Here is a 19,864-nt window from a genome sequence, read left to right as displayed (position 1 = left end):
TCCACTGGTTGCCATGGCAAAGACACCTGCTAAGAAAAAGACCGTTGATGCGAATGAAGTCGAGCCCGACGCGTTGACTCGCTTCGAAAAACCGGTTCACAAGATCGCGCCGCCGCGCAAGGCGAAGAAGAAACCCAAGCCTCTCAAATAGGCCGTACATTCAATTGGAATCGTCTGATGAATCTTGCAGCCCGAAAAGCTGACTACGAACCTGCGTCGCAAGAAGAGTAAGAGTTTCGCCTCGACTACTTTCGGGATATTCTTGCGTCATCTGTTCGGCAACACTGTCCAGACCATTCAGAACAAACTCTTCTATGTCGGTTGACGCGACCACGTTCTTCTGTATCAAGAGGCTGAATAAGGCCGTGAACATTGAGGCGGTGGCGCTTTGGTGCATGGCAATCGCATTGCCCACAGCCTTTGCCATTTCCTCGTCGGCGTCCATTGCTGATCTCCTGTCCAATAGGATGATTGGCAGAGTCGGGCTGCTTCCAACGGCCCGACTCACCTAGATCAAACTTATAGCGGATTTGACACACTAATCCGAATCAGGGTGATCCAGAACGTAGACCGTTTTGATCCCCTCGTCTTTGGCCAGTCGTTTTGCGCCGTCTATCGCAGTATGAAACTCTACTTGCTTCAAGGCGTCTGGCTTATGGCGCGATTCGATAGTGAGCGTGTGGCCGCGAGAATGGCGGGAGTCTAGTTTCTTGTCGCCATATTGCACCAGAACATACTTCTCACCTTGAGTGATCTCTGCGGTGGAAGTTATGCGCTTGACCTCAACCATTGCTGTGACCTCCCTCTTTCGTTTCGCAAGAGCCTGACGGCACCCCGGCTGTTCAGCTGGTCTTGCGGCGGCTGATACTTGCGGACTTGTGCGGATCGTCGCTGATGAGATAGAGCGCCATCAGGCAGCCTTCCTCAGGCGCAGGGCCTGCTGCTTGCTGCCTATGTGCGTCTTCTCTTTCAGCACTTCGTTGATCCGTCCCTGGTTGACGTCATAAGAGGCGGCGATCCTGTTCTGCAGCTCGCCGTTCCAATAACGCAGCCAGACCTGGACGGCGTCTTCGAATTTCAGGGAATAGCTCGGGGCATGGATATTCTTCATATTTGATGTGCCTATTGGTTGGGGACATGGAAGAGAAAAAGTGGCCGCCGAGCCTCTCGCCCGGCGGCCAGCTTCTTCAGGCGTCAGTCCTTCTTTGTGTCACCGTGGCCGGGCTTGGGGACACGCTCGACAGTGGTCGTGTTCGGGCGGCGTTCGGCTTCCTTGACCGGAATGAACTCTCCGGTCTTGGAGTCACGTCCGATTTCGAAGGTCTTGCTACTTTTTGCCATGGGAATGGCCTTTCACTTTTGAAAGACCGGGGGTTGACCAATATGAGGCCCCATGCTCTTCTGAGCAGGTTCAAGTATAGAGCCACATACACCGTACCAGCCCCCAGCCGTTAATCTGGTGGCGGTCGGGAACTTTCAGGGTCCTCGAGATTGCAGTCTCGGGGACCTTTCAATTTCCCGGGCCAGGTTCCATTAAGGACCTTTCTGAGCCTGAGGTCAACCCTGCAGATCTCAGCAAATGTGGCGAAATGAGGCCTTTTAACCGATGCTGCGCCTGTATCGAATTCTAATGGCCAAGCATGCCGCATGGGTATAATAGGATGTTTATCCTAATTGTTAACTCGGCTGCCCTGGGCTATCCTAAGGCGGCCTAGGCGGCAAGGATTATAGTACAAATAGATAGGATTTTTAGCCCTGCCGCTAATTCAATGATTGTTCCAATTTGAAACGCGGTGAGTCACGTTGACTCATGTTGCTCTTGTGTGTGGAAAATAGCGATACACAATAGGTGGTGTGTCTGCGATCAAGATATTAACAATCCGTTAACAGACAATGTCCCCTCGCCAAATCACTTGTGATCGTCCCGCTCCGGCTGCTCGGCCAGTGCAGAGACGCCTGCGTTCCGACCCTCCCCATTTACGGAGTTTTCAATCATGGCCGCGTTTTCCGCAACCCGCCACTTACACGTCACTTTCTTCCTCAACCCCATCGAGAACCCGGCGAAGTCGCGCGCCGAGGGGCGCCCGATCTTCGAGGACCGCGAAATGGTCGAGATCAAGTTCGTCGGAGATCCGAAGAAGATCCTGGTGGCGCCGGCGCATGAGAAATTCGCGCGCGACCACGCTTCCGGCCAGTGGGTGACCTATGCCCAAGCCTATCATCGTCACTATGAGGCGTTCAAGACGGGCGAGGCCGCCAAAGGGGAGGGCACGCCGATCGACGAGCTGCCCTTCATTTCGTCCGCCCGGCGCGCCGAGCTGAGGGCGCTGCATGTCCACACGGCGGAGGCTCTGAGCGGGCTCGAAGGCGCCAATCTTGAAAGGCTGGGTCTGTTCGGGCGCGAACTGAAGGACCAGGCGAAGGCTTATATCGACAAGGCGAAGGACTCGGCGGTTGAAACCAAGCTTGCGGCGGAGAATTCAGCGTTGCGGCAGCGGATCGAGGCGCTGGAGGCGAAGGCCGGGGAGAAGAAAGCCGCCGAGCCGGACTGGCAGGAGAAGGAAGACCAGAAGCGGCGCGAATTCGAGAAGCGGCAGACCCATCTGAATCAGGGGGCGGAAGGTGGAGACGCTGCTGCAAAGGTCGAAGAGCCGGAGAAGCCTGTCGAGCAGGAACAGGCGGCCTGACTGGATGGCCGCCTCAAGGGCGGCCATGACGAGTTGGGATAATCAGGCAGAAGCGAAAAAGTTCCATCCCGTGCATTGGGGCTTTGGTCCAATTGCTTATTATTTCCTCTAAGTAAAATTGATCCTGCTTGGCGGGACGTGATGTTCGGCTGAGCCGGGCCGGACCCCTGACCCCCCGGTTTAATGTCCGGCCCGTTTCTCATGACCTGCTGCAAGGCAGGCAGCGACCGGGCCCAATAACACCCATTGACATAAGCTAACTGGACGCAGGCCCTTCGAGGCTCGCTGCGCTCGCACCTCAGGGTGAGGGAAGAATGGAGATATCGCATGAGCGTGTTGACGGCCATTCAGAATGTCTCTGCCGTCATCGCGCTGAACAAACCCACCGTCGTCTTCAGCTCGACCGAGCGCGAGCATTTCGAATTGCAGGTTCTCGCCAATTCCTGCGCGCGCTATATCGCGCAGGACTATGAATGGCAGGCGCTGAAAGTGCCGGGGCTCATTGCCGGGGATGGCATGACCCGGAGTTTCGCGCTGCCGGCAGACTATGACCGCATGCTGAAAGAAGGCGAGCTCTGGTCCGACCGGCTGCAGACTCATCTGACCCACATCATTTCCACCGATCACTGGCTCGAGCTGGATATCCGCCAGTTCGAGACGGTGACCGGCGCCTGGACGTTGCTCGGCAACGAGATCACATTGAAGCCCGCGCCCGCAAATGGCGAGGCGATCAGCTATTACTACATGTCGTCGCGCTGGGCGCTGGACAATGACGGCAGCAGCAAGGCGGAGTTCGCCGCCGATGATGATACCTTCCGCCTGCCGGAAACCCTGCTCGAATTGTGCATGATCTGGAAATGGCGGGCGCAGAAGGGGCTGCCTTATGCGCAGGACCAGGACAATTACGAGGACGAGAAGGAGAAGCGCATCGCCGCGGACAAGGGTGCCCGCATTCTGCATGTCGGGCGCACCCGCCGGCTGCGCGGCGCTCAGGTCGCATATCCCGTTTCGGTGGTGTCCTGAGGTTTGGAGAGATACGAAATGAAAATACATCTTAGCCTCAGGGCTTTGTTTTGGCGCATCGGATTATCCGAAAACCGCTGCGCACTTTTCGGTCCGATGCTTTCATGACGAGATTTCGCCGCCGAGCCGCGGGGGCCGGACAATCGCGGGCGGTACCCCGCACATTCCTGGCGCCCATCAAGGGCTGGATACAATCGGAAAGCCCTGCACTCGACAACCCGGGCGGCGCCAGCATCCTCGAGAACTTCTTTCCGACGACGCGGGGGATCAGGCCGAGAGGCGGCTCGCTGCGGCATGCCACGATAGACAATCCTGTCGAGAGCCTGATGGTCTGGCGCAGCGGCACGCTGGAGCGTGTCTTCGCCAGCGATGCGTCGGCGATCTACAATGTGACGGCTCCGGCGGATCCCATGGTCCAGCCGGCCGCGGATGTGACCGGGCGGAGCAGCGGCTTCTATTCCTGCGCCATGTTCGCCAACAGCGCCGGTGATTTCCTGGTCGCCGTCAATGGCAGCGACGATCGGCTGCTCTATGACGGGTCATCCTGGACGACGACGCCTTCCATCACCGGCGTCTCTTCCTCGTCGCTGTCGCATGTCTGGGTGTTCAAGAACCGCCTGTTCTTCGTGGAAAAGGACACGATGAATGCCTGGTGCCTGGCCGTCGATGCGATTGGCGGGGCGGCGGCGCAGATATCGCTCTCGGGCGTGTTCAAGAGAGGCGGCTCGCTCTTTTTCGGCGAAACCTGGTCGATCGATGCGGGCGATGGACTTGATGATGTCTGCGTGTTCATCAGCACAACAGGCGAGGTGGCGGCTTTTTCAGGCAGCGATCCCGCCGATCCCGACAACTGGTCGGCCATCGGGCGTTATGATATCGGCCGGCCGCTGGGCCAGAATGCTCATTTCCGCGCCGGCGGCGATCTGATCGTCGCCACCACGGATGGTTTGGTCCCGCTCTCGGCCGCCATGGACAAAGACCCGGCGGCGCTGACGCTGGCCGCCATCACGCGCAGCATCGAGGATGAGTGGAAGCGCCAGGCGGTGGCGCGCGAATCCTCGAAATACTGGTGTTGCGTCAAGTGGGTGGCGCGCAATATGGCGATCATCGGCGTGCCGACCGTGGGCGCGTCCGAGACCTATTGCTATGTCGTCAATCTCCTGACCGGCGCCTGGGCAAAATATACCGGCTGGGACATCGTGGCCCTGGCCGAGATGGGCAATATCGTCCTCTTCGCCACGCCGGCCGGCGGCATCTTCATCGCCGAAGCGGGCGGCACCGATGACGGCAACACCTATGCGTCGACCTTCGTCGGCCTTTTCGATCACCTGGGCATGCCATCCTCGGCCAAGACGGTGAAGATGGCGCGCTCGACCTGGCTGTACCGGAAGCCATTCCTGCCGAAGATCTCCTTCTCCTTCGACTATCTGCCCCATCTCGGCACCTATCCGAATGCCGCCATCCATCCCGATCTCGATGTCTGGGATGTCGGCCTGTGGGATGCGGCGATGTGGGACTCAGGCACCTCGCTCAACACCGTCACGCGCTGGGTGTCGGTCGCCGGCAACGGCTTCGCGGTGGCGCCCGCCGTCCAGATCACCCATTCGCATGCAAGCCCGCCCGAAGCGGAGCTGATCTCGATCGATCTCCTCTATGAAAGCGGAGGCATCGCGGTGTGAGATTGATCCATGGCAATGACGACACCGTGGCGGCCTTTGTCGCAAGCCGCATTCCCTTCTGCGCGGCGCGCGGCTTCGGCCCCAACCGGGCGATCGGCGTGGCGCGCGGCGATCAGGTGGTCGGCGGCTTCGTCTTCCACGATTATGCGCCGGAATTCGGCGTCATCGAGATGAGCTTCGCAAGTGCCGATCGGCGCTGGCTTACGAGGCCTGTCCTTTACCATGTGTTCTCTTATGTGTTCGACGGCATTGGCTGCCAGATGGCGTGCTCGCGTACGCCGGCCAGCCATCTTTCGGCATTGAGGATCACGAGGGCCTATGGCTTCAGGCAGGTAACCGTGCCGCGGCTTTTCGGCTGCCGGGAAGACGGTGTCATCTCAACTCTCACGGCCGAGGACTGGAAGTCCAACGGCTTTCATCGATCACGATCACTTCAGGCCACTTCGGCCTGAAGTGATGAACGTGATCGAGTTTTCAGTCTGGCGCGCGATCGGACGGAAAACCGCGAAACACTTTTCCTGATCGCGCGCAAAGGAGCATGCACATGGGCAAGTCCAAGGCGCCCAAGCCGCCCGATCCCAAGAAGACCGCCGCGGCGCAGACGGCAACCAATATCGGAACGGCGATCACCGAGGGCAAGCTGAACCAGGTCAACCAGGTGACGCCTGACGGCACGCTGACCTATTCCCAGAGCGGTACGTATGACTATGTGGATCCGCTGACCGGCCGGGTGCACAAGATTCCGTTGACGACGGCAACCACCAGGCTGTCGGATGCGCAGCAGGCGATCAAGAACCAGAATGACGCGGCCGAGCTCAACCTGGCGACACTTGCCCGCAATCAGTCCGGCCGCCTCGATGAGCTGCTGAGCCGGCCGCTCGAGCTCAACAACGAGGCGGTCGAAGGACGGCTGATGGAGCTGGGCAGCAAGCGGCTGACACCCGAGCTCGCCCGCCGCCGCCAGTCGCTCGAGCAGCAAATGGCCGATCGCGGCATAAGGCTCGGCTCCGCTGCCTATGACCGGGCCATGCGGAATCAAGGCGAGCAGGAGAATGATGCCTGGAACCAGCTCCTGCTGTCAGGGCGCGGCCAGGCGGTTCAGGAACTGCTGACCGAACGCAACCAGCCCTTGAACGAGATCACAGCACTTCTGTCGGGCGCCCAGGTGAACCAGCCCGGCTTCGTCAATACGCCGTCGAGCAATGTGGCGAATGCGGACTATTCAGGCCTCGTCAATGCGAACTACCAGGGCCAGCTCGACGCCTGGAAGACGAAGCAGGCGGAAAAGCAGGCTTTGATGGGCGGCCTGTTCAGCCTGGGGACGGCCTTGATCTCCGACCGGCGCGCCAAGACCGACATTCGCAAAGTGGGGCGCACCGATGACGGGCAGGCGGTCTATGCGTTCAAATACAAATCCGGCGGACCGATGCATCTGGGCCTGATGGCCGATGAGGTCGAGCGCCATGTGCCTGACGCCGTAACGCGCCATCCGAGCGGCTTCAAGCAGGTCAATTATGAGCGTGCGCTGCGCAAGGTCTGAGATGTCGCCTAGGCGGCATCATCCTCGTCTTTGCTTTCTTCCTTTGGCCAAATATACAGGCCAAGTGCCGAGAGCAGGATTCCAAATGCGATCATCGTGATGATCAGTTCGCCGAATTCTATCAAGAAGATGATGTAGTAGGTGGCAATCAGCAGACCAAAGAGCCACAAGGTGCCCGCCGCAGATCCCGCCAATTTGTACCGAACATCCCGGTGCTCGCTGGGTGGGATCCACCACCACGAGTACAATAGCATGAAACCAAACATCATTGCCGCCAGGATGGCAAGTTTCTTGTGTGGCAATGCCGGAACGTAGCCGGCCGCTCTTACGAGCATCCATCCCACTGGAACAGATACGACCAGGATCATTACTGTCGCCGCGACGGCTCCTAAAAAGCGCGACATCTGTTTCATCCGAACAGTACTACTCAACCCAAATTGATTTTCAAGGACGCAAAATAGACGTGCCCGGCGAACCCGGGAAAAAGGAGAACAATCGATGGTCATGTATGCTGCCCCGCAAAGAACTGGTCCCAGAGCAGGGGCTCGTCCAACGTCGAACCAAGAGGAAGTTGGACTTGTGGAAGACCTCGCGCGAAGCGGAGTGTCCGGTTTGGGTCAGGGCGTCGCCGGCATTGTCGGGATGCCAGCAGATCTTGCCAATATGGTGGTTCGTGGCGGCGATTGGCTCGGCCGCAAGAGTGGTCTGGTCGAGGATACACCGGAGCACCGGGAGTGGCTCGAAAGCAATCTGAGACAGGCGAATGCCAACTCCATATTTCCAACCTCCGAGAGGGCATTGGAGACTATGAATGCGCTGACGCGCGGGCTTGGCTCAGACTCTGAGGGGCTCTTCGAATATGAACCGCAAACCACAGGTGGCAAATATGTTCGTACTGCTGCCGAATTTCTGCCGAGCGCGGCCACTGGCCCAGGCGGACTGCCGCGAAAGGGCGCCATGTGGCTTGGCAGCTCGCTTGCCTCGGAGACGGCCGGCAAGATGGCCGAAGGCAGCGGGTATGAGGACTGGGTGCGCTTTGCCGGAGCGGTTGGCGGGGGGCTTCCCGGTGCGGCCAAATCGGTGGCCAAGCCATTTCCTTCCACAACCCAACTGGAACGGGAGTTCGAGGCCCTAAAGCCTCGTGCACGGGGGCGCGGCGAGAAGAGGGCCCAACTCGACAAGACCTATGTGCTCGATGATTTGCGTGGTTCGGACAAGCCATTGCAGGATGCCTATAGGCACCTGGCGCGAGATAAGAGGCGGATGAAGCAGTTCTCGCCAGACGAACAAGCCGCAATCCGCGCCATTTCCCAGAATAGCAAGCTGGAAAACGCCGCCAACGTGGCTGCAAGGCTCGTTCCGGACGAAAACGGTCCCTTCATACGCGGTGTAAAGCTTCTTGCAAGGGCAACTGGGCTGGGGGGCGGCGTGACTGGGCATTTCGACCCGCTCACCGGCGCAGGTATTGCCGTTCTGCCGGAAGCCGCCCTCACAGCCAAGGCAATCGCAAATAGGATCGGAGAGTCGATGGTTGGCAACCGTGTGAACAATATTGAAACTCTGGTGCGGACCGGGAAAGCGGCTCCGAAACCCTCCTCCAGAACGCTGGATGCTTTGGCGAAAGCAGTAATGCAGAACCAGGCTCTGCAGCTCGAAGAGCAGCGGCGCGCTATACAGGCCGGCAGATAGCGCCTATGGGCGGGTTTCGAATGTCGTCAGGCGCTCTCATATGACCTCAGTTCGGCTTCTCGCCGGCGAAGAGCTTGGTCAGGCCAACCGCCAGCCTTTGCAGGATGTTGGCGGGAACCTGATAGGCGGTGACCACGCCATCCTTGGTTTCGAGGCTGAGGATCGGATCGGGAAAACCCTTGGCGCCACCGACGCTCAGCGTCTTCACATCGGCGATCTCGCTCAGAAACTCCGTCTTTTTTCCGGCTTTCTGCAGCTGCTTATGCGCTTCCTGCGTTCTGGCGGAGAGCAGCCGGATCAGATGGCCGCTGAGCGACACCGGCAGATTGAGGGTCATGATACCGGCATCGGCGGTATCGAAGGTGACGCTGATGGTGTTCCCGCCATCCGCGACACTGGTGGCGCCGATGCCATTGGGATCGAACGTCGTCATATCAAAAAAGCTCCCCGGAAACTGAAATCGCAGGCGACACTAGAGCAAATCCCGCCAAAGTTGAAGACTTTGGCGATAAGGATTTGCTCCAAGATATTGATTTGGCGCGAATCCTTTTTGGCGAAGCGATTCCGCTTCGCCGGGAAGCGCGTCAGACCAGCTGCCTGGCCGTGCCAAGGTTGGTGACCCGAAGCCGATCCGGACGGCAGACCGCAACGAATTCTCAGCTTTGCGCGATGGGCTTTGCCGGCTTGCCGAATGTGGGGCAGGCATAGGCATCGGGCTGGTCAGCGATGCTGTTCTCGAAATTCTCGAACGGCATCCAGTACAGGCAATAGGTGTTTCCCACATTGTCACGCTCACGCGAGAAATTGACGCCAAGCGTGTTGACATAGAGATAGGCCAGGACGCCGGCCGCGGCGACCAGGGCGCAAATGACGAAGTGGGTCAGAATTGCTCCCCGGTCCCGGCGATTGTCGATCAGCATTGTGGTCATTTGAATTTTCCTCGCCAGTTCACGATCACAAACCCCAAAGCAATGATTACAAGCGCGAGCAGGACGGCCCATATCCCCCAGTTCGTGCTCACTATAAGCCATTTTGAGCCCAAGGCCGCCCCGAACAAGACAACCAGCAGCACCAGCACCACCGCCAGTCTGCCCCAGTCGGTCTCAGGCCCGCTCATGGGCAGCCAGAATAACAATTCCGCGGCGTAATTCCAGACCCCGAAGGGGATCTTCAACGCCTTTAATGAGGAACATCCATGCCCAGAAACGGTTCCGGCATCTATGGACCGCCAGCCGGTACAGCCGCTGTACCCAACACCACCATCGAAAGCGCCGACTATAATTCCGTGGTTGCAGACATTTCCCAGGCCCTGACCGACAGCATCAATGTCGATGGAACCGCGCCGTTCCAGGGCAATCAGTCCATGGGCGACAACAAGCTCATCAATCTGGGGGCGGGAGCGGCCGCGGCCGACAGCGTCAATCTCGGCCAGGCCCAGGCCGGCGTCATCGCGCATGCGACGGCGACCGGCGGGACGGCGGATGCCATCACGGCGGCCTTCTCTCCGGCGTTCGCCGCATACACGGCCAAAATGCGCTTCCGGTTCACGGCAGGCTTCGCCAATGTTGTTGTCAATCCGACGATCAATGTCGATGGGCTGGGCACCAGGACGATCAAGAAGCTGAATGGCGCCGCCCTCGAGCCCGGCGACATAGCAGGCGCCGGCCATGTCTGCGATTGCGTCTATGATGGGACAGATGTCCTTCTGTTGAATTTCGCCCCGATGACGGGGGCGGAAGCCAATGTGTTCACGGAAAAGCAGACCTTCACCAGACCGATCGTCTCGCCCGTAAGCACGCTCGCGGATGCGGCCACCATCGACTGGGACATGAGCGCGACGAGCGCAAATGTCCGTATCGTGCTTTCGGCGTCCCGCAGCCTCGGCGCGCCCACCAACATGAACACCGGCCAAAGCGGTCTCATTGTCGTGCAGCAAGACGGGACCGGTGGGTGGTCACTGACGCCAAACGCCATTTTCAAACAGTCTGGCGGGCAAGTGGTTTTCGATCTCGACTCCACGGCCAATAGTAAGACCGTCTACAACTACCAAATCATTGAGGACCACAGCGCGGCTAAGGTAGCTCTGGTCAAGCATCTCTGGTCGGAGGGAAAAAATTCGATAGGCTTTTGGAAAGAGTATGACAAAGGCACCTTTGTATTGAGCACGCAAACCGCTCAAGCACATGGCCTCGGACGCCGTCCTTCACTATTTGAAGTTTGGCTCGAAAACGTTGTGGCTGAACTCAGCTTCACCCCGGGTGACCGCGTCCGCCTGGTGAGTGCGAGTGACAGTGATACAGGCGGACGCTCCGTTACACAGGGCGTTAATACAACTACAGTTTTCATCAATGCCGGCGAGCTTAATCCAACCCTTGTGAACTCTTCTGGCAATGCCGCGATCATTACGACGAACCGGTGGAAGGTAATTTTCGTCGTGTATGAATAGCATTTCAGGTTGCTGACGTCGGCATCAGCAACGCCTCTCACCTCTTCACAAAAAGGAACATCCTCATGAAAGCCAAATATTGGCCGACTGCGCTCGCCTGCGCGCTCGGATTTCTTGCTCCCTCAGCGGATGAGAATGCCTGGGCGGTGGAGGGCTGGGATCTCGCCAAGATGGGCCAGCAGATCGACCAGACGAATGTCGTGGTTGGCGTTGGCGGCGACGGGCTCTGCTCCGGCACGATCATCTCGCGCAAGCACCGCCTTGTGCTGACGGCGTCGCATTGCGTTTCCGACCGGATCACCCGGACGACGGAGGAATTCGTCGATCCCATTACCGGCGAAGTCACCAGGAAGATGATCGAGAAAAAGCTGGACCTTGAAGTCTGGCAAAACACGACGCGTGATTACGAAGTCATCTCGTCCCGGCATTTTGTCGCGCGGATAAAAGGTAATGACAGCCAGAACGATGTAGCTATCCTGCAGATCGCCGATGCGGATTTCAGCGCCTCGATGGAGGCGCCCCTGGCACCCGACAGCCATAGGCTGATGCGCGGGCAGACGATTTATGTGGTCGGCAATCCGGGCGTGGTCCTGGACAATTCCGTCACCAAAGGCATCGTCTCGTCGACCGAGCGCACGCTGACCATTGGCGGCAAGCCGATCAAGGTATTCCAGATCGACGCTGCCAGCATTGGCGGCAATTCCGGCGGATCGGTTCTGAATGAAAGAGGCGAGCTCGTGGGCACGCTCGATGCCGGCATGCGGGGCGCCGGCATCAACTTCGCCGTGCCCATTTCCGCGACTAAGGCGCTTCTGCGCCGCAGTGGCTTTCCGGACATCGTTGGCGACGCATCAAGGCCGGACAAGGCGCCGTCCGGGGACGGCCGGACCGGCCGGCACGGCGGCCCGCAAGATCCGGCATCGATCGTTCATCGCACGTCCGCATCTTGGTTTTCGACCTGGTTTTTCCTCGTGGCCCGCATGGTGCGCTGATGCTCAGGAGAACGACCGATTATATCGTCCTGCACTGCTCGGCGACGCCACCTGCGCACGATATCGGGGCGGCCGAGATTCGCCAGTGGCACATGGCCAAGGGCTGGAGCAATATCGGCTACCATTTCGTCGTCCGGCGGAACGGCGCGATTGAGACGGGCCGTCCGGCCGCCGAGATCGGCAGCCATGTCAAATACCACAATGCGAGCAGCCTGGGCGTGTGTCTCGTCGGGGGCGTCAACAAGGCGCAGAAGCCACAGAACAACTTCACCGAAGCCCAGTGGCTGGCCCTCAGGCAGCTCCTGGCCGAGCTGCAGTCGCGTTATCCCCACGCGCTCATTATTGGTCATCGCGACTTTCCGGGGGTTGCCAAGGCATGCCCATGCTTCGGCGCCATCGAGTGGGCCCAGACAAATGGGTTGCGGGCAGCGCCGCCGATGCGCCTCGTCACGGCATCGATGCTGCGGGCGATCAAACGGGAATCGGAGGATGGCGACGAAGCCGACGACGATCTGTCCGGGCAGGAAACAGCCCCGGCCAAATGGTGGACGGCAATCCTCGGATCGGGTGGCGTGGGGTCGCTGGCGGGGCTGGGTTATGGCCTGGACTGGCTGAGCATCACGGCAATGATCCTCGGTCTTATCCTGCTGGTGTGCCTTGCCCTCTATCTCATGGGGTATGAGCGTCGCGAGCGCCTGTGGGACAGGCTGGTGGGCCTATGATCGCCTGGATCCTCACCCGTCTTGGGCTTGGCGGCCTTGGCCTCAAGAGCGCGATTTGGCTCTTCATGGGGGCGCTCGGCCTGGCCTTTGCCGTCTGGATTTCGACAAAACTCTATCTGGCCGGCGTCTATTCGGAACGGATCAGGGCGTATGAGGCGGTCATTGCCCAGATCAAGGCGGATCTCATCGCCAACGAGGTCATCGCCCGGCAGGCCGAAGCCGATGCGCGCGCCGCCGAAGCGGAAGAACAGAAACTCAAGGAACTGATCGATGCGATGCAGAGCGATAAATCCTGCCCTCTTACTCGCGAGCATGTTGACGGCGTGCGCCGGATCGACGAAAGCCCCTGATGTAAGGGTCCCACTCCCTGAAGCACCGGCAAGACTGCAGAACAGGTGCGACTTTCCGCATGTCTCGGTCGGTCAGGATGCCGTCCAGGCTCTCTACCAGAACCGTGCCGCCCTCAGGGTCTGCGAGGGAAAGCGCCGCGACTGGCAGAAATTCTATCGCACTGTGCGCGAGAAAAGATGACCATGCCGAGAAAACTGATCCTCGCGGAACGCAAGCTTGGACGCGAACGCGCCGCCGGCCAGGCCTTCACCGAAGAGGGATTGATAGAGATCGACCCTCGCCTGGAGCCTCGCCAGTGGCTGTCGACGCTTATTCATGAGGGGATCCATATGGCCTTTCCGGAAGCTCCGGAAGATCGCGTCGCCAAGGCGGAGCGAATTATCACGCGCTTACTGTGGCGAGCCAATATACGTCGCATCCATCAATAGCGGATCTGCTTCTTCGGAACGGACTTACAGGCCGAGCCAGTTCGTGATGCGGCTGCCGAGCGACATGTCCTTCTTTGTCCAGACGATCGTCTTGTCATCGGCAGGCTTTGCCTCGGCAGTGGCCGGCGCCGGCTGCTCAACCGCCTTTGCCTTTGGCTTCTGGGACTTGGCGATCCGGGCTTTCTTCTTCTTCTTTTTCTTGGCCGCCACCTTCTTCCTGGCCGATGGTTTCGCTTTTGCCTTGGGCCGTTCACGCTTGGGCGCGGCTTGCTCTTCAGGCTCGGGCGTGGCCTTTGCCGTTTCTACATCCTTCTTCTCCGGCACTGAAACCGCAGCCGGCATTTCAGGCGCGGCCTTTGCGGGCTTGATGGCCGTCGCCTGGGGCGTCGGCTCGAACCAGGGAACATCGGCAGATCCACGCTCAACCGTCGTCGTCTTTTCCGGACCGGCGAGCAAAGGCTGCTTTGCCGAAGGGAGCGTTTCTTCCGAGCAGCGATAGACGGTGGTCGCGGTCGCGCCGACCTCGGCGGAGGGGCTCAAGCATTCGCCATGCGCCCATTGCGACATCGCAAAGAAAGCGAAGACCAGCGCCGCAGACGCCAGCCGCCCCCTTTTCAGTACGATCTCATGGTTCACGATCAACTACGTCCAGCCAACCTATGGTTTCATCTCGTCAGTAAGCGGATCAAGCCAATATTTCTATAAATTTAGATATTAATCAACAATACCAGAGTCCTCTCCCACCCGCCTGTGGCAAAACTTTGGCGTGCGATTTCGGGCACTTGCCTGTGCCCGGGGAAGCGGATTCCCGCCCATCGCACCGGCAAAGGCATTTTCCCGACCCGATATCCCGAATCGGGATGGCGTCTTCCATGGCCAAGGACCACGCCGGAGGTTGAGCGGCCGGGAACCCCTGGCTGAAAGTGGCGGCGATCCTCGAAATTCATCCCGCCCGAAGTCGATGTTGCTTGACTGTCACATCTCCGCTTCAGCAATACTATGGCACCACGTTGAGCGGAGGGTCACAATGATATCCAGGAGAATTCTTTGTCTGGGCTTGAGCCTGGCCTTGCTGCCGGCCGCGGGGCTATCCGCTTCCACAGCGCATGCCGACGACGCCGGTGCCGCCGTTGCGGGTGGTGTCATCGGGCTTGCCGTCGGCGCGGCCCTCTCCAAGAAGCATCATCATCACCGTGATGTCTATTATCCGGGCTACGTCCCGCCCTATGGCCCGGGCGGCTACAATCCGGCGTGGAATCAGAGCTTCATGCCGACGCCCGCCGTCATCTGCTATCCGATGCAGCGTGCCTGCTACGGTGTCGATGGCGGTTTCGCCTACAAATGGACAGCCCGGGTATTCGGCTACTGAGAGGAATGCGAAACATGAAGACTGCAATTTGCGCCATGGCCGGTGTCCTGGCATTCGCTTCCGCGGCGGCGGCCCAGCCCACTGCCGATGACCACCGTCTGGATGATGCCTGGAAGGCGGCGATCGAGGAGCAGGAGGGTGTGCTGACACCCCAGCAATTCGCGACCGTGAACGGCCTTGCCTATCAGGCGGCAGTGTCGCGTCTGTGCGCCGGCTTCGAGATCGACAATGTCAAATATGCCAAGGCCGTCAACGCCATCGTGAATTCAGGCGGCGACAAGCTCTCCGACGAGCTGAAGCTCGAAAGGCAGACGGGCATCCTGATTGCGATCGGCACGTCCTATGGCTTGTTCCTCGCCGAAGGTGCCGCCCGGAAGGATGCTTTCTGCGCCAGTGCCACCGAAACCAGGAATGACAAGGAGACGCCGCATTTGTGGGAGTAGGTCGTCGGCGGCTGTCCGAGGCGGGTGCGCTTCAACGCGCCCAGATCTCCAGACAGAACCTGATGGCTTCAATGAGCCCGAGCGCGATCGCGGAAAGCGCCGTGCCGGTGGCAAGAAGCGTGTGCCAGAAGTTCAGCACCAGCGGATGCCGCACCTGCACATGCTTGCCATGCCAATAGAGGTCGCCGCGGTGATCGACGCCGATCGCCTCGAGCTCGTCAGCGGTGATGGCGCGGACCCCCGGTGGCCATGTGGATTTGTCTGCCTTGCGTATCGGCGCCGGCTTCACGTCCTGCTGGGCCATCGTGCCGCTTCCTTTCAGCCCTGCCTGCGCCATGCGCAGATTGCAGCTTTTGGTGACCCCGGCACGATTTGAACGCGCAACCCTCAGATTCGAAGTCTGATGCTCTATCCAATTGAGCTACGGGGCCCCGCCTTGATCTAGTCTGCTCGCCCGAGCCTCGCAATGACCGCATGGGCGGTTTTTCATATCCATATAATAAATTAACCAGTCAGTTAATTATATCAGGAATCATCGTGACGATCCTTGAAATGATCGCGCGCGGCATCATGGGCGCTGTCATCGTAAAATCGGCTGCTGTGGAAGACGGCGACCATGAGGCCCACGCCGAGGGCGTAGGAGAATGTAACGCCAAGGATGAGCGCGATGATCCCGGCGGTGCTCACGCCGGAGAAACCGCCGAAAAGATAGGTTCCAGCCACCGTCAGCGCCGCCAGTAGGACGGTGCCGCCGATGATGCGGCCCAGGCTAAGTCCGGGCGCATGGCGGGACGGAGATTCAGGCTGGGGACCGGTCGGATCGAAGGTCATGGCGGAATATCCGTTGTGACGGCTTGGCTGCGATCTCAACGGGCAAAGTTGTCGCACATTCGAGATGATCGCCGCCGGCGCCGCCGGCAGGTGGTGGAAATTGCCGATGATTGTATTCAATTCACCGGAGCGCGAGAAATTGTTTGGTGATCGCCGGTTGCTAGGGTCGGGTTGCGCGCTCCCAACGCGCTCAAATCCTGAAACGACCTGGGCCCGGCGTCTCCCCTGCGTCCGGGCCCTTTCGCTGGAGGGCACGGGATGGCTATCGCAAGTCTTCCTTAACGATAATTCGATAAAGCTATCCAGCCAGTAAGTTGCGTAGGGTCTGCGTATGGGGTTCTTTGACAAGCTTTTATTTGGCCCGAAAGTGCCGCCGCCGGCGCCGCAGGTCATCATGGCGGCGGCCGCTACGGCCCCCATCCCTGCTCCTGTTGCGGCTCCCGTTCCGATCGCCGGTCCAACTCCGGTTGCCGCCTCCATTCCGGTCGTCAAGCCCGCTTTCACCGTCCCGGGCTTTGCTGAAGTCAGTGACCGCACGTTCTTCGAGATTCTCGAGACCTATCAGAACCGCATCCGGCCCCTCAACGACCTGGTGACCTGGGATACTGAAGAAGAGAGCCGGTTGAAGACGCGCCGTATCGAAGCGTATCAGCTGCGCAATGGAACCGACTACAAGCCGCATGACGTGTTTCATCTCTGGCCCTATCAGCCGGTCGACCCCGATCATGTGATCAAGCAGGTGACCCTGAAGGTCAATGCGCCGAAGATATTGCCGGAATTCTCGCAGATTCTGCATGTCAACGTCGTATCGGATCGGGTGATGAAGGCGATCGTCGAGCTGGAGGAGGGCCGTCACGCCTTCTATCCCATCGATATCATGTCGCCGGACGGCGGTGTCCGCTGCCGCTATCACTTCATGCAGTTCCTCGAGCACACCGATTGCACCGTCCCGAAGCTCGGCGGCTTCCGCAAGGGCGCACGCCAGGATGGTACGACCTTCTGGGTTCGCACATCCACCGGTGACAAGGTCTTTCTGGATATTGAGCGAATAGGCTCGCGTCATTTCTTCTACGACAAACGGGCCAAATCCGGCTGGTTCATTTCCGGCGAGCTCACGGCAAAGCTGGGGGACTTCCTGCCCAGCGGTCTCCTCCTGGCCGAGGCCGGCGTGGTGCGCAGACAGGCCTGATCTCCATTCGTGCGGGCTTTCACGGGGCGGGCGCACTGATGAACAGGCCGGCCACCGGATTTTGGCGGGCAAGGATCAGCTTGCGATCAGGCAGGTAATTCAGCGAGAAGGCAAGATCGTCCGCGAGATGGGGCGTGATGGCGGTTGCCAGATGAATCCCGGATGAATGTGGCATTCAGCACCGATTGCGCCATGGACCCCTAAAAGCGCGGCCCTCAATTCATTTGATGGAGCACAAGATGATCAGTCACCTTTCCCGCGGCTTCATGGTCGAGGCCCATGACAAGTCTTTGCCTGGCCTGGTCGAGCGGATTCGCCGGCATTATGCGAAGAAGGCGGTGCGCCGTCAGCTGCAGTCGCTTGATGACCGCATGCTGCACGATATTGGCATCAGCCGCAGCGAGATCGACCGGATCGCCTGATATGACAGCACCTGCTCGGGGGGCAATACCCTGGGCAGGCGCGCACGGCTTGATCATGCAATGCCAGGGCGTCGCGCACGGTCCGGCGCAATCAAGGAGCGAGCTGAATTCCGCCAGGCGGAAACAATTCCCTCAATTGCGAGCAGGCGGAAGGACTGCTGATAGCCGACGTTAAATATTCATCGGCGAGAGCATTGGGAAAGAGCGGTGGCTGCAGTATTTTGACGCCATGCCGGATCTCTCCCGCGATGACACGGATCTCATCAACAGCATCATGGGCATCGTTCGTCTATGCGGCAGCGAGGGCGATCGGCCATCAAAGGAACTGCGCGCCGACGCATTGAACCAATTGGGTTATATCCTCTACAGGGTGAACGAGATTGCCCCCGATCTGTTCAGACGCATCGAGTCCATGCTGATTCAGGGGCTCACGCCGGAAGATTGGGAGACGTTGCAATTCGCCATCAAAGGCGATCTGCCGCCATCGCGTCCGCAGATCCGCAAGCGACGGCGCGGCGCCGCGTGATGAATTGTTAAGCCCTGCCGGGCAGCAAAAGCGCGCTTCTGGCAGCAAGAGCTTTGGCTTCTTCCAGCCCGACGACTTTCGCCAGCGCCTTATTGGTTGCCCGCCACGCCGGCAAGGCCTTGTCGAGCCGATGGGCTCCATTCTCGGTGAGCCATACGAGACGCCGGCGCAAGTCCCTCTCCACGATGGCGATCTCGACGAGCCCGGCTGATTCAAGAAGGCGCAGGTTGCGCGACAGGGTCGATTGCTCGAGGCCGGTGCGTTGCGCAAGTGCGCCGATCGTGTCGTCCTCTGCGGCGGCAATGTGGGCAAGGAGCCCGAACTGGGCCAATGTCAGGCCGCTCTCGGCGAGCCTCTCATCGAAGACGCGCGTGATCTGCCGCGCCGCCTGCCTGACATTGAGACCCACGCAGGTCGCGACGGCTTGGCGGGCATCCGCGACGAGGGTCTTTCGGGTGGGGTTGATTCTTGCCATTAAGATGTATATACAATAGTTGTAGATACATGGATATAGTGAAAATGCCCATCACTTCGATCATCGACGGTATTGGCCGCACTTCTCTGCTGGAGGTGTCGCAGCTTGCGCCGGCGGGATGCGCTCGCATGCTCATGAAGCTGGAGAGCGAGAACCCGACGGGCAGCATGAAAGATCGAATGGCGCTCGCCATGATCGCGGCAGGCGAGCGGTCCGGGCGGCTCAGGCCTGGTGGCCGGGTAGTCGAATATACCGGAGGCAGCACGGGCGTGTCCCTGGCCCTGATTTGCGCCGCCAGACGGTATCCGCTCAGCATCGTGACATCTGATGCCTTCAGTATCGAAAAGCGTCGCCACATGGCGGCTCTCGGTGCCGAATTGACCATTGTCCCGAGCAAGGCCGGAGGCATGGATGCGGATCTGACCCGCGGCATGATCGAGGCCGCGCGCCGGATCGCCGAGCGAACCGGTGCCTTCTGGACCGACCAGCTGAAGAATGAAGATCAGCTTCCCGCTTATCATGCCATGGCGGATGAGGTGCTGGCGCAGACAGGAGGCCGCATCGACGCTTTTGTGCAGGCCACTGGTACTTCGGCTTCCCTGCGCGGTGTTGCCGAAGGCTTCCGCCGCCGCGGACACGAAATACAGGTCGTGGCCGTTGAGCCGGAGGAGTCTGCGGTTCTATCGGGGGGGAGGGGTGGTGTCCATCGGATCGAAGGCGTTGGTGCCGGCTTCGTCGTTCCCCTATGGCGGCCGGAGCTGGTCTCCGAGATCGTGCCGGTATCAACTGCCGCCGCCATGGCCATGTCCCGCCGTCTTGCCCGCTGTGAAGCCGTCTTCGCCGGCACCTCGACCGGAGCCAATCTCGTTGCCGCAATCGAGATCGGAAAGCGCCTGGGCCCTAAGGCCACCGTCGTCACGGTGATGTGCGACTCCGGGATCAAGTATCTGAGCACGGAGCTCTATAACGGGACATCAGATCATGAGTCTGGCGATCACTGATGCGGACATTCGTCCGGCAGGCATGACCGTGAAATGAAAACGGGCCGGCAA

Annotated in this window: 31 protein-coding genes and 1 tRNA gene; 18 read left to right on the top strand and 14 right to left on the bottom strand. The window is 59.7% G+C overall.

The genetic code is table 11. The annotated features are described in order from the left end of the window. Positions 1-13 precede the first annotated feature (13 nt). On the top strand, positions 14-151 hold the full coding sequence (locus tag DT068_RS28220) for a hypothetical protein (RefSeq protein ID WP_162914454.1): 138 nt from the start codon (positions 14-16) through the stop codon (positions 149-151). Between the two features lie 9 nt (positions 152-160). On the opposite strand, the gene DT068_RS25440 is transcribed toward DT068_RS28220, so the two are convergent. The 4 genes from DT068_RS25440 to DT068_RS28215 form a co-directional block, all read right to left on the bottom strand. Further along, the gene (locus DT068_RS25440) at positions 161-445 is read right to left on the bottom strand and encodes a hypothetical protein (RefSeq protein WP_119392712.1); all 285 of its coding nucleotides are present in this window, start codon (positions 443-445) and stop codon (positions 161-163) included. Between the two features lie 93 nt (positions 446-538). Beyond that, positions 539-790 (bottom strand): hypothetical protein, encoded by a 252-nt coding sequence (locus DT068_RS25435; protein WP_119392711.1) that lies wholly within the window; start codon positions 788-790, stop codon positions 539-541. A gap of 120 nt (positions 791-910) precedes the next feature. Next, a complete protein-coding gene (locus tag DT068_RS25430; protein ID WP_119392710.1) occupies positions 911-1,111 on the bottom strand; it encodes a hypothetical protein in 201 nt (66 codons plus the stop codon). 83 nt (positions 1,112-1,194) lie between these two features. Then, on the bottom strand, positions 1,195-1,341 hold the full coding sequence (locus tag DT068_RS28215) for a hypothetical protein (RefSeq protein WP_162914453.1): 147 nt from the start codon (positions 1,339-1,341) through the stop codon (positions 1,195-1,197). A gap of 653 nt (positions 1,342-1,994) precedes the next feature. On the opposite strand from DT068_RS28215, the gene DT068_RS25425 reads away from it, so the two are divergent. From DT068_RS25425 to DT068_RS25405, 5 genes are all read left to right on the top strand, one after another. Then, on the top strand, positions 1,995-2,687 hold the full coding sequence (locus DT068_RS25425) for a hypothetical protein (protein ID WP_119392709.1): 693 nt from the start codon (positions 1,995-1,997) through the stop codon (positions 2,685-2,687). 327 nt (positions 2,688-3,014) lie between these two features. Beyond that, positions 3,015-3,710, top strand: coding sequence for a phage adaptor protein (locus DT068_RS25420; protein WP_119392708.1), 696 nt, complete (start codon positions 3,015-3,017; stop codon positions 3,708-3,710). A 104-nt stretch (positions 3,711-3,814) separates the two neighbouring features. Next, entirely contained in the window at positions 3,815-5,389 is a 1,575-nt protein-coding gene (locus tag DT068_RS25415; RefSeq protein ID WP_119392707.1) for a hypothetical protein, read from the top strand. After that, positions 5,386-5,841 (top strand): N-acetyltransferase, encoded by a 456-nt coding sequence (locus DT068_RS25410; protein WP_162914452.1) that lies wholly within the window; start codon positions 5,386-5,388, stop codon positions 5,839-5,841. The genes DT068_RS25415 and DT068_RS25410 overlap by 4 nt, the downstream gene beginning before the upstream one ends. A gap of 92 nt (positions 5,842-5,933) precedes the next feature. Continuing rightward, positions 5,934-6,929 carry a tail fiber domain-containing protein gene (locus tag DT068_RS25405; RefSeq protein WP_368905177.1) on the top strand — a complete coding sequence of 332 codons (996 nt, stop codon included), beginning with the start codon at positions 5,934-5,936 and terminating at the stop codon, positions 6,927-6,929. 8 nt (positions 6,930-6,937) lie between these two features. Here the strand turns inward: DT068_RS25405 and DT068_RS25400 are convergent, their stop codons facing one another. Continuing rightward, on the bottom strand, positions 6,938-7,435 hold the full coding sequence (locus DT068_RS25400) for a hypothetical protein (protein WP_162914451.1): 498 nt from the start codon (positions 7,433-7,435) through the stop codon (positions 6,938-6,940). Between the two features lie 106 nt (positions 7,436-7,541). Here DT068_RS25400 and DT068_RS25395 point away from each other — a divergent pair, with 106 nt between their 5' ends. Further along, positions 7,542-8,618, top strand: coding sequence for a hypothetical protein (locus DT068_RS25395; RefSeq protein WP_119392703.1), 1,077 nt, complete (start codon positions 7,542-7,544; stop codon positions 8,616-8,618). Between the two features lie 46 nt (positions 8,619-8,664). Here DT068_RS25395 and DT068_RS25390 read toward each other — a convergent pair whose 3' ends face one another. The 3 genes from DT068_RS25390 to DT068_RS25380 all read right to left on the bottom strand — a co-directional run bounded on the left by DT068_RS25390 (position 8,665) and on the right by DT068_RS25380 (position 9,792). After that, the gene (locus DT068_RS25390) at positions 8,665-9,051 is read right to left on the bottom strand and encodes a hypothetical protein (protein WP_119392702.1); all 387 of its coding nucleotides are present in this window, start codon (positions 9,049-9,051) and stop codon (positions 8,665-8,667) included. Positions 9,052-9,274: 223 nt separating this feature from the next. Next, entirely contained in the window at positions 9,275-9,547 is a 273-nt protein-coding gene (locus tag DT068_RS25385; RefSeq protein ID WP_119392701.1) for a hypothetical protein, read from the bottom strand. Further along, positions 9,544-9,792, bottom strand: coding sequence for a hypothetical protein (locus DT068_RS25380; RefSeq protein ID WP_119392700.1), 249 nt, complete (start codon positions 9,790-9,792; stop codon positions 9,544-9,546). The genes DT068_RS25385 and DT068_RS25380 overlap by 4 nt, the downstream gene beginning before the upstream one ends. A 21-nt stretch (positions 9,793-9,813) precedes the next feature. Here DT068_RS25380 and DT068_RS25375 point away from each other — a divergent pair, with 21 nt between their 5' ends. The 5 genes from DT068_RS25375 to DT068_RS25355 all read left to right on the top strand — a co-directional run bounded on the left by DT068_RS25375 (position 9,814) and on the right by DT068_RS25355 (position 13,557). Then, positions 9,814-11,064, top strand: a complete 1,251-nt coding sequence (locus DT068_RS25375; protein WP_119392699.1) for a hypothetical protein — start codon at positions 9,814-9,816, stop codon at positions 11,062-11,064. Between the two features lie 170 nt (positions 11,065-11,234). Then, the gene (locus DT068_RS25370; protein ID WP_162914450.1) at positions 11,235-12,056 is read left to right on the top strand and encodes a trypsin-like peptidase domain-containing protein; all 822 of its coding nucleotides are present in this window, start codon (positions 11,235-11,237) and stop codon (positions 12,054-12,056) included. Then, positions 12,056-12,778: an N-acetylmuramoyl-L-alanine amidase gene (locus DT068_RS25365; protein ID WP_119392697.1), complete on the top strand. Its 723-nt coding sequence runs from the start codon at positions 12,056-12,058 to the stop codon at positions 12,776-12,778. Before DT068_RS25370 ends, DT068_RS25365 begins: the two co-directional genes overlap by 1 nt. Beyond that, the gene (locus tag DT068_RS25360) at positions 12,775-13,128 is read left to right on the top strand and encodes a hypothetical protein (protein WP_119392696.1); all 354 of its coding nucleotides are present in this window, start codon (positions 12,775-12,777) and stop codon (positions 13,126-13,128) included. The genes DT068_RS25365 and DT068_RS25360 overlap by 4 nt, the downstream gene beginning before the upstream one ends. Positions 13,129-13,305: 177 nt before the next feature. Continuing rightward, complete coding sequence (locus DT068_RS25355; protein WP_119392695.1) at positions 13,306-13,557, top strand: hypothetical protein; 252 nt, start codon at positions 13,306-13,308, stop codon at positions 13,555-13,557. Positions 13,558-13,581: 24 nt separating this feature from the next. Here DT068_RS25355 and DT068_RS25350 read toward each other — a convergent pair whose 3' ends face one another. Further along, the gene (locus DT068_RS25350; protein ID WP_162914449.1) at positions 13,582-14,193 is read right to left on the bottom strand and encodes a hypothetical protein; all 612 of its coding nucleotides are present in this window, start codon (positions 14,191-14,193) and stop codon (positions 13,582-13,584) included. A gap of 391 nt (positions 14,194-14,584) precedes the next feature. On the opposite strand from DT068_RS25350, the gene DT068_RS25345 reads away from it, so the two are divergent. Together DT068_RS25345 and DT068_RS25340 are read left to right on the top strand one after the other, a co-directional pair. Next, the gene (locus DT068_RS25345) at positions 14,585-14,926 is read left to right on the top strand and encodes a hypothetical protein (protein WP_162914448.1); all 342 of its coding nucleotides are present in this window, start codon (positions 14,585-14,587) and stop codon (positions 14,924-14,926) included. Positions 14,927-14,940: 14 nt separating this feature from the next. Then, a complete protein-coding gene (locus tag DT068_RS25340) occupies positions 14,941-15,369 on the top strand; it encodes a hypothetical protein (RefSeq protein WP_162914447.1) in 429 nt (142 codons plus the stop codon). A gap of 31 nt (positions 15,370-15,400) precedes the next feature. Here the strand turns inward: DT068_RS25340 and DT068_RS25335 are convergent, their stop codons facing one another. The 3 genes from DT068_RS25335 to DT068_RS25325 all read right to left on the bottom strand — a co-directional run bounded on the left by DT068_RS25335 (position 15,401) and on the right by DT068_RS25325 (position 16,200). Next, a complete protein-coding gene (locus tag DT068_RS25335; protein WP_162914446.1) occupies positions 15,401-15,673 on the bottom strand; it encodes a hypothetical protein in 273 nt (90 codons plus the stop codon). Positions 15,674-15,723: 50 nt separating this feature from the next. Next, positions 15,724-15,800, bottom strand: a tRNA-Arg gene (locus tag DT068_RS25330). A gap of 94 nt (positions 15,801-15,894) precedes the next feature. Continuing rightward, positions 15,895-16,200: a DUF2975 domain-containing protein gene (locus DT068_RS25325; protein ID WP_119392690.1), complete on the bottom strand. Its 306-nt coding sequence runs from the start codon at positions 16,198-16,200 to the stop codon at positions 15,895-15,897. A gap of 394 nt (positions 16,201-16,594) precedes the next feature. Here DT068_RS25325 and DT068_RS25320 point away from each other — a divergent pair, with 394 nt between their 5' ends. Further along, entirely contained in the window at positions 16,595-17,389 is a 795-nt protein-coding gene (locus DT068_RS25320) for an imm11 family protein (RefSeq protein ID WP_162914445.1), read from the top strand. Positions 17,390-17,408: 19 nt separating this feature from the next. On the opposite strand, the gene DT068_RS28210 is transcribed toward DT068_RS25320, so the two are convergent. Next, positions 17,409-17,564 (bottom strand): hypothetical protein, encoded by a 156-nt coding sequence (locus tag DT068_RS28210; RefSeq protein WP_162914444.1) that lies wholly within the window; start codon positions 17,562-17,564, stop codon positions 17,409-17,411. 64 nt (positions 17,565-17,628) lie between these two features. Here DT068_RS28210 and DT068_RS25315 point away from each other — a divergent pair, with 64 nt between their 5' ends. Further along, positions 17,629-17,811 carry a DUF1127 domain-containing protein gene (locus DT068_RS25315; RefSeq protein WP_162914443.1) on the top strand — a complete coding sequence of 61 codons (183 nt, stop codon included), beginning with the start codon at positions 17,629-17,631 and terminating at the stop codon, positions 17,809-17,811. A gap of 229 nt (positions 17,812-18,040) precedes the next feature. Further along, complete coding sequence (locus DT068_RS25310; protein WP_119392687.1) at positions 18,041-18,337, top strand: hypothetical protein; 297 nt, start codon at positions 18,041-18,043, stop codon at positions 18,335-18,337. Positions 18,338-18,344: 7 nt separating this feature from the next. On the opposite strand, the gene DT068_RS25305 is transcribed toward DT068_RS25310, so the two are convergent. Continuing rightward, positions 18,345-18,812, bottom strand: a complete 468-nt coding sequence (locus DT068_RS25305) for a MarR family winged helix-turn-helix transcriptional regulator (RefSeq protein ID WP_119392686.1) — start codon at positions 18,810-18,812, stop codon at positions 18,345-18,347. A gap of 44 nt (positions 18,813-18,856) precedes the next feature. On the opposite strand from DT068_RS25305, the gene DT068_RS25300 reads away from it, so the two are divergent. After that, positions 18,857-19,813 (top strand): PLP-dependent cysteine synthase family protein, encoded by a 957-nt coding sequence (locus tag DT068_RS25300; RefSeq protein ID WP_119392685.1) that lies wholly within the window; start codon positions 18,857-18,859, stop codon positions 19,811-19,813. The last annotated feature ends 51 nt before the right edge of the window (positions 19,814-19,864 follow it).

The sequence above is a fragment of the Taklimakanibacter lacteus genome, from assembly GCA_003576695.1.
In the GTDB taxonomy this organism is placed as follows: Bacteria; Pseudomonadota; Alphaproteobacteria; order Rhizobiales; family Aestuariivirgaceae; genus Taklimakanibacter; species Taklimakanibacter lacteus.
Note: the sequence above shows the minus strand (reverse complement) of the source record. Positions and strands in the feature narration are given on the sequence as shown.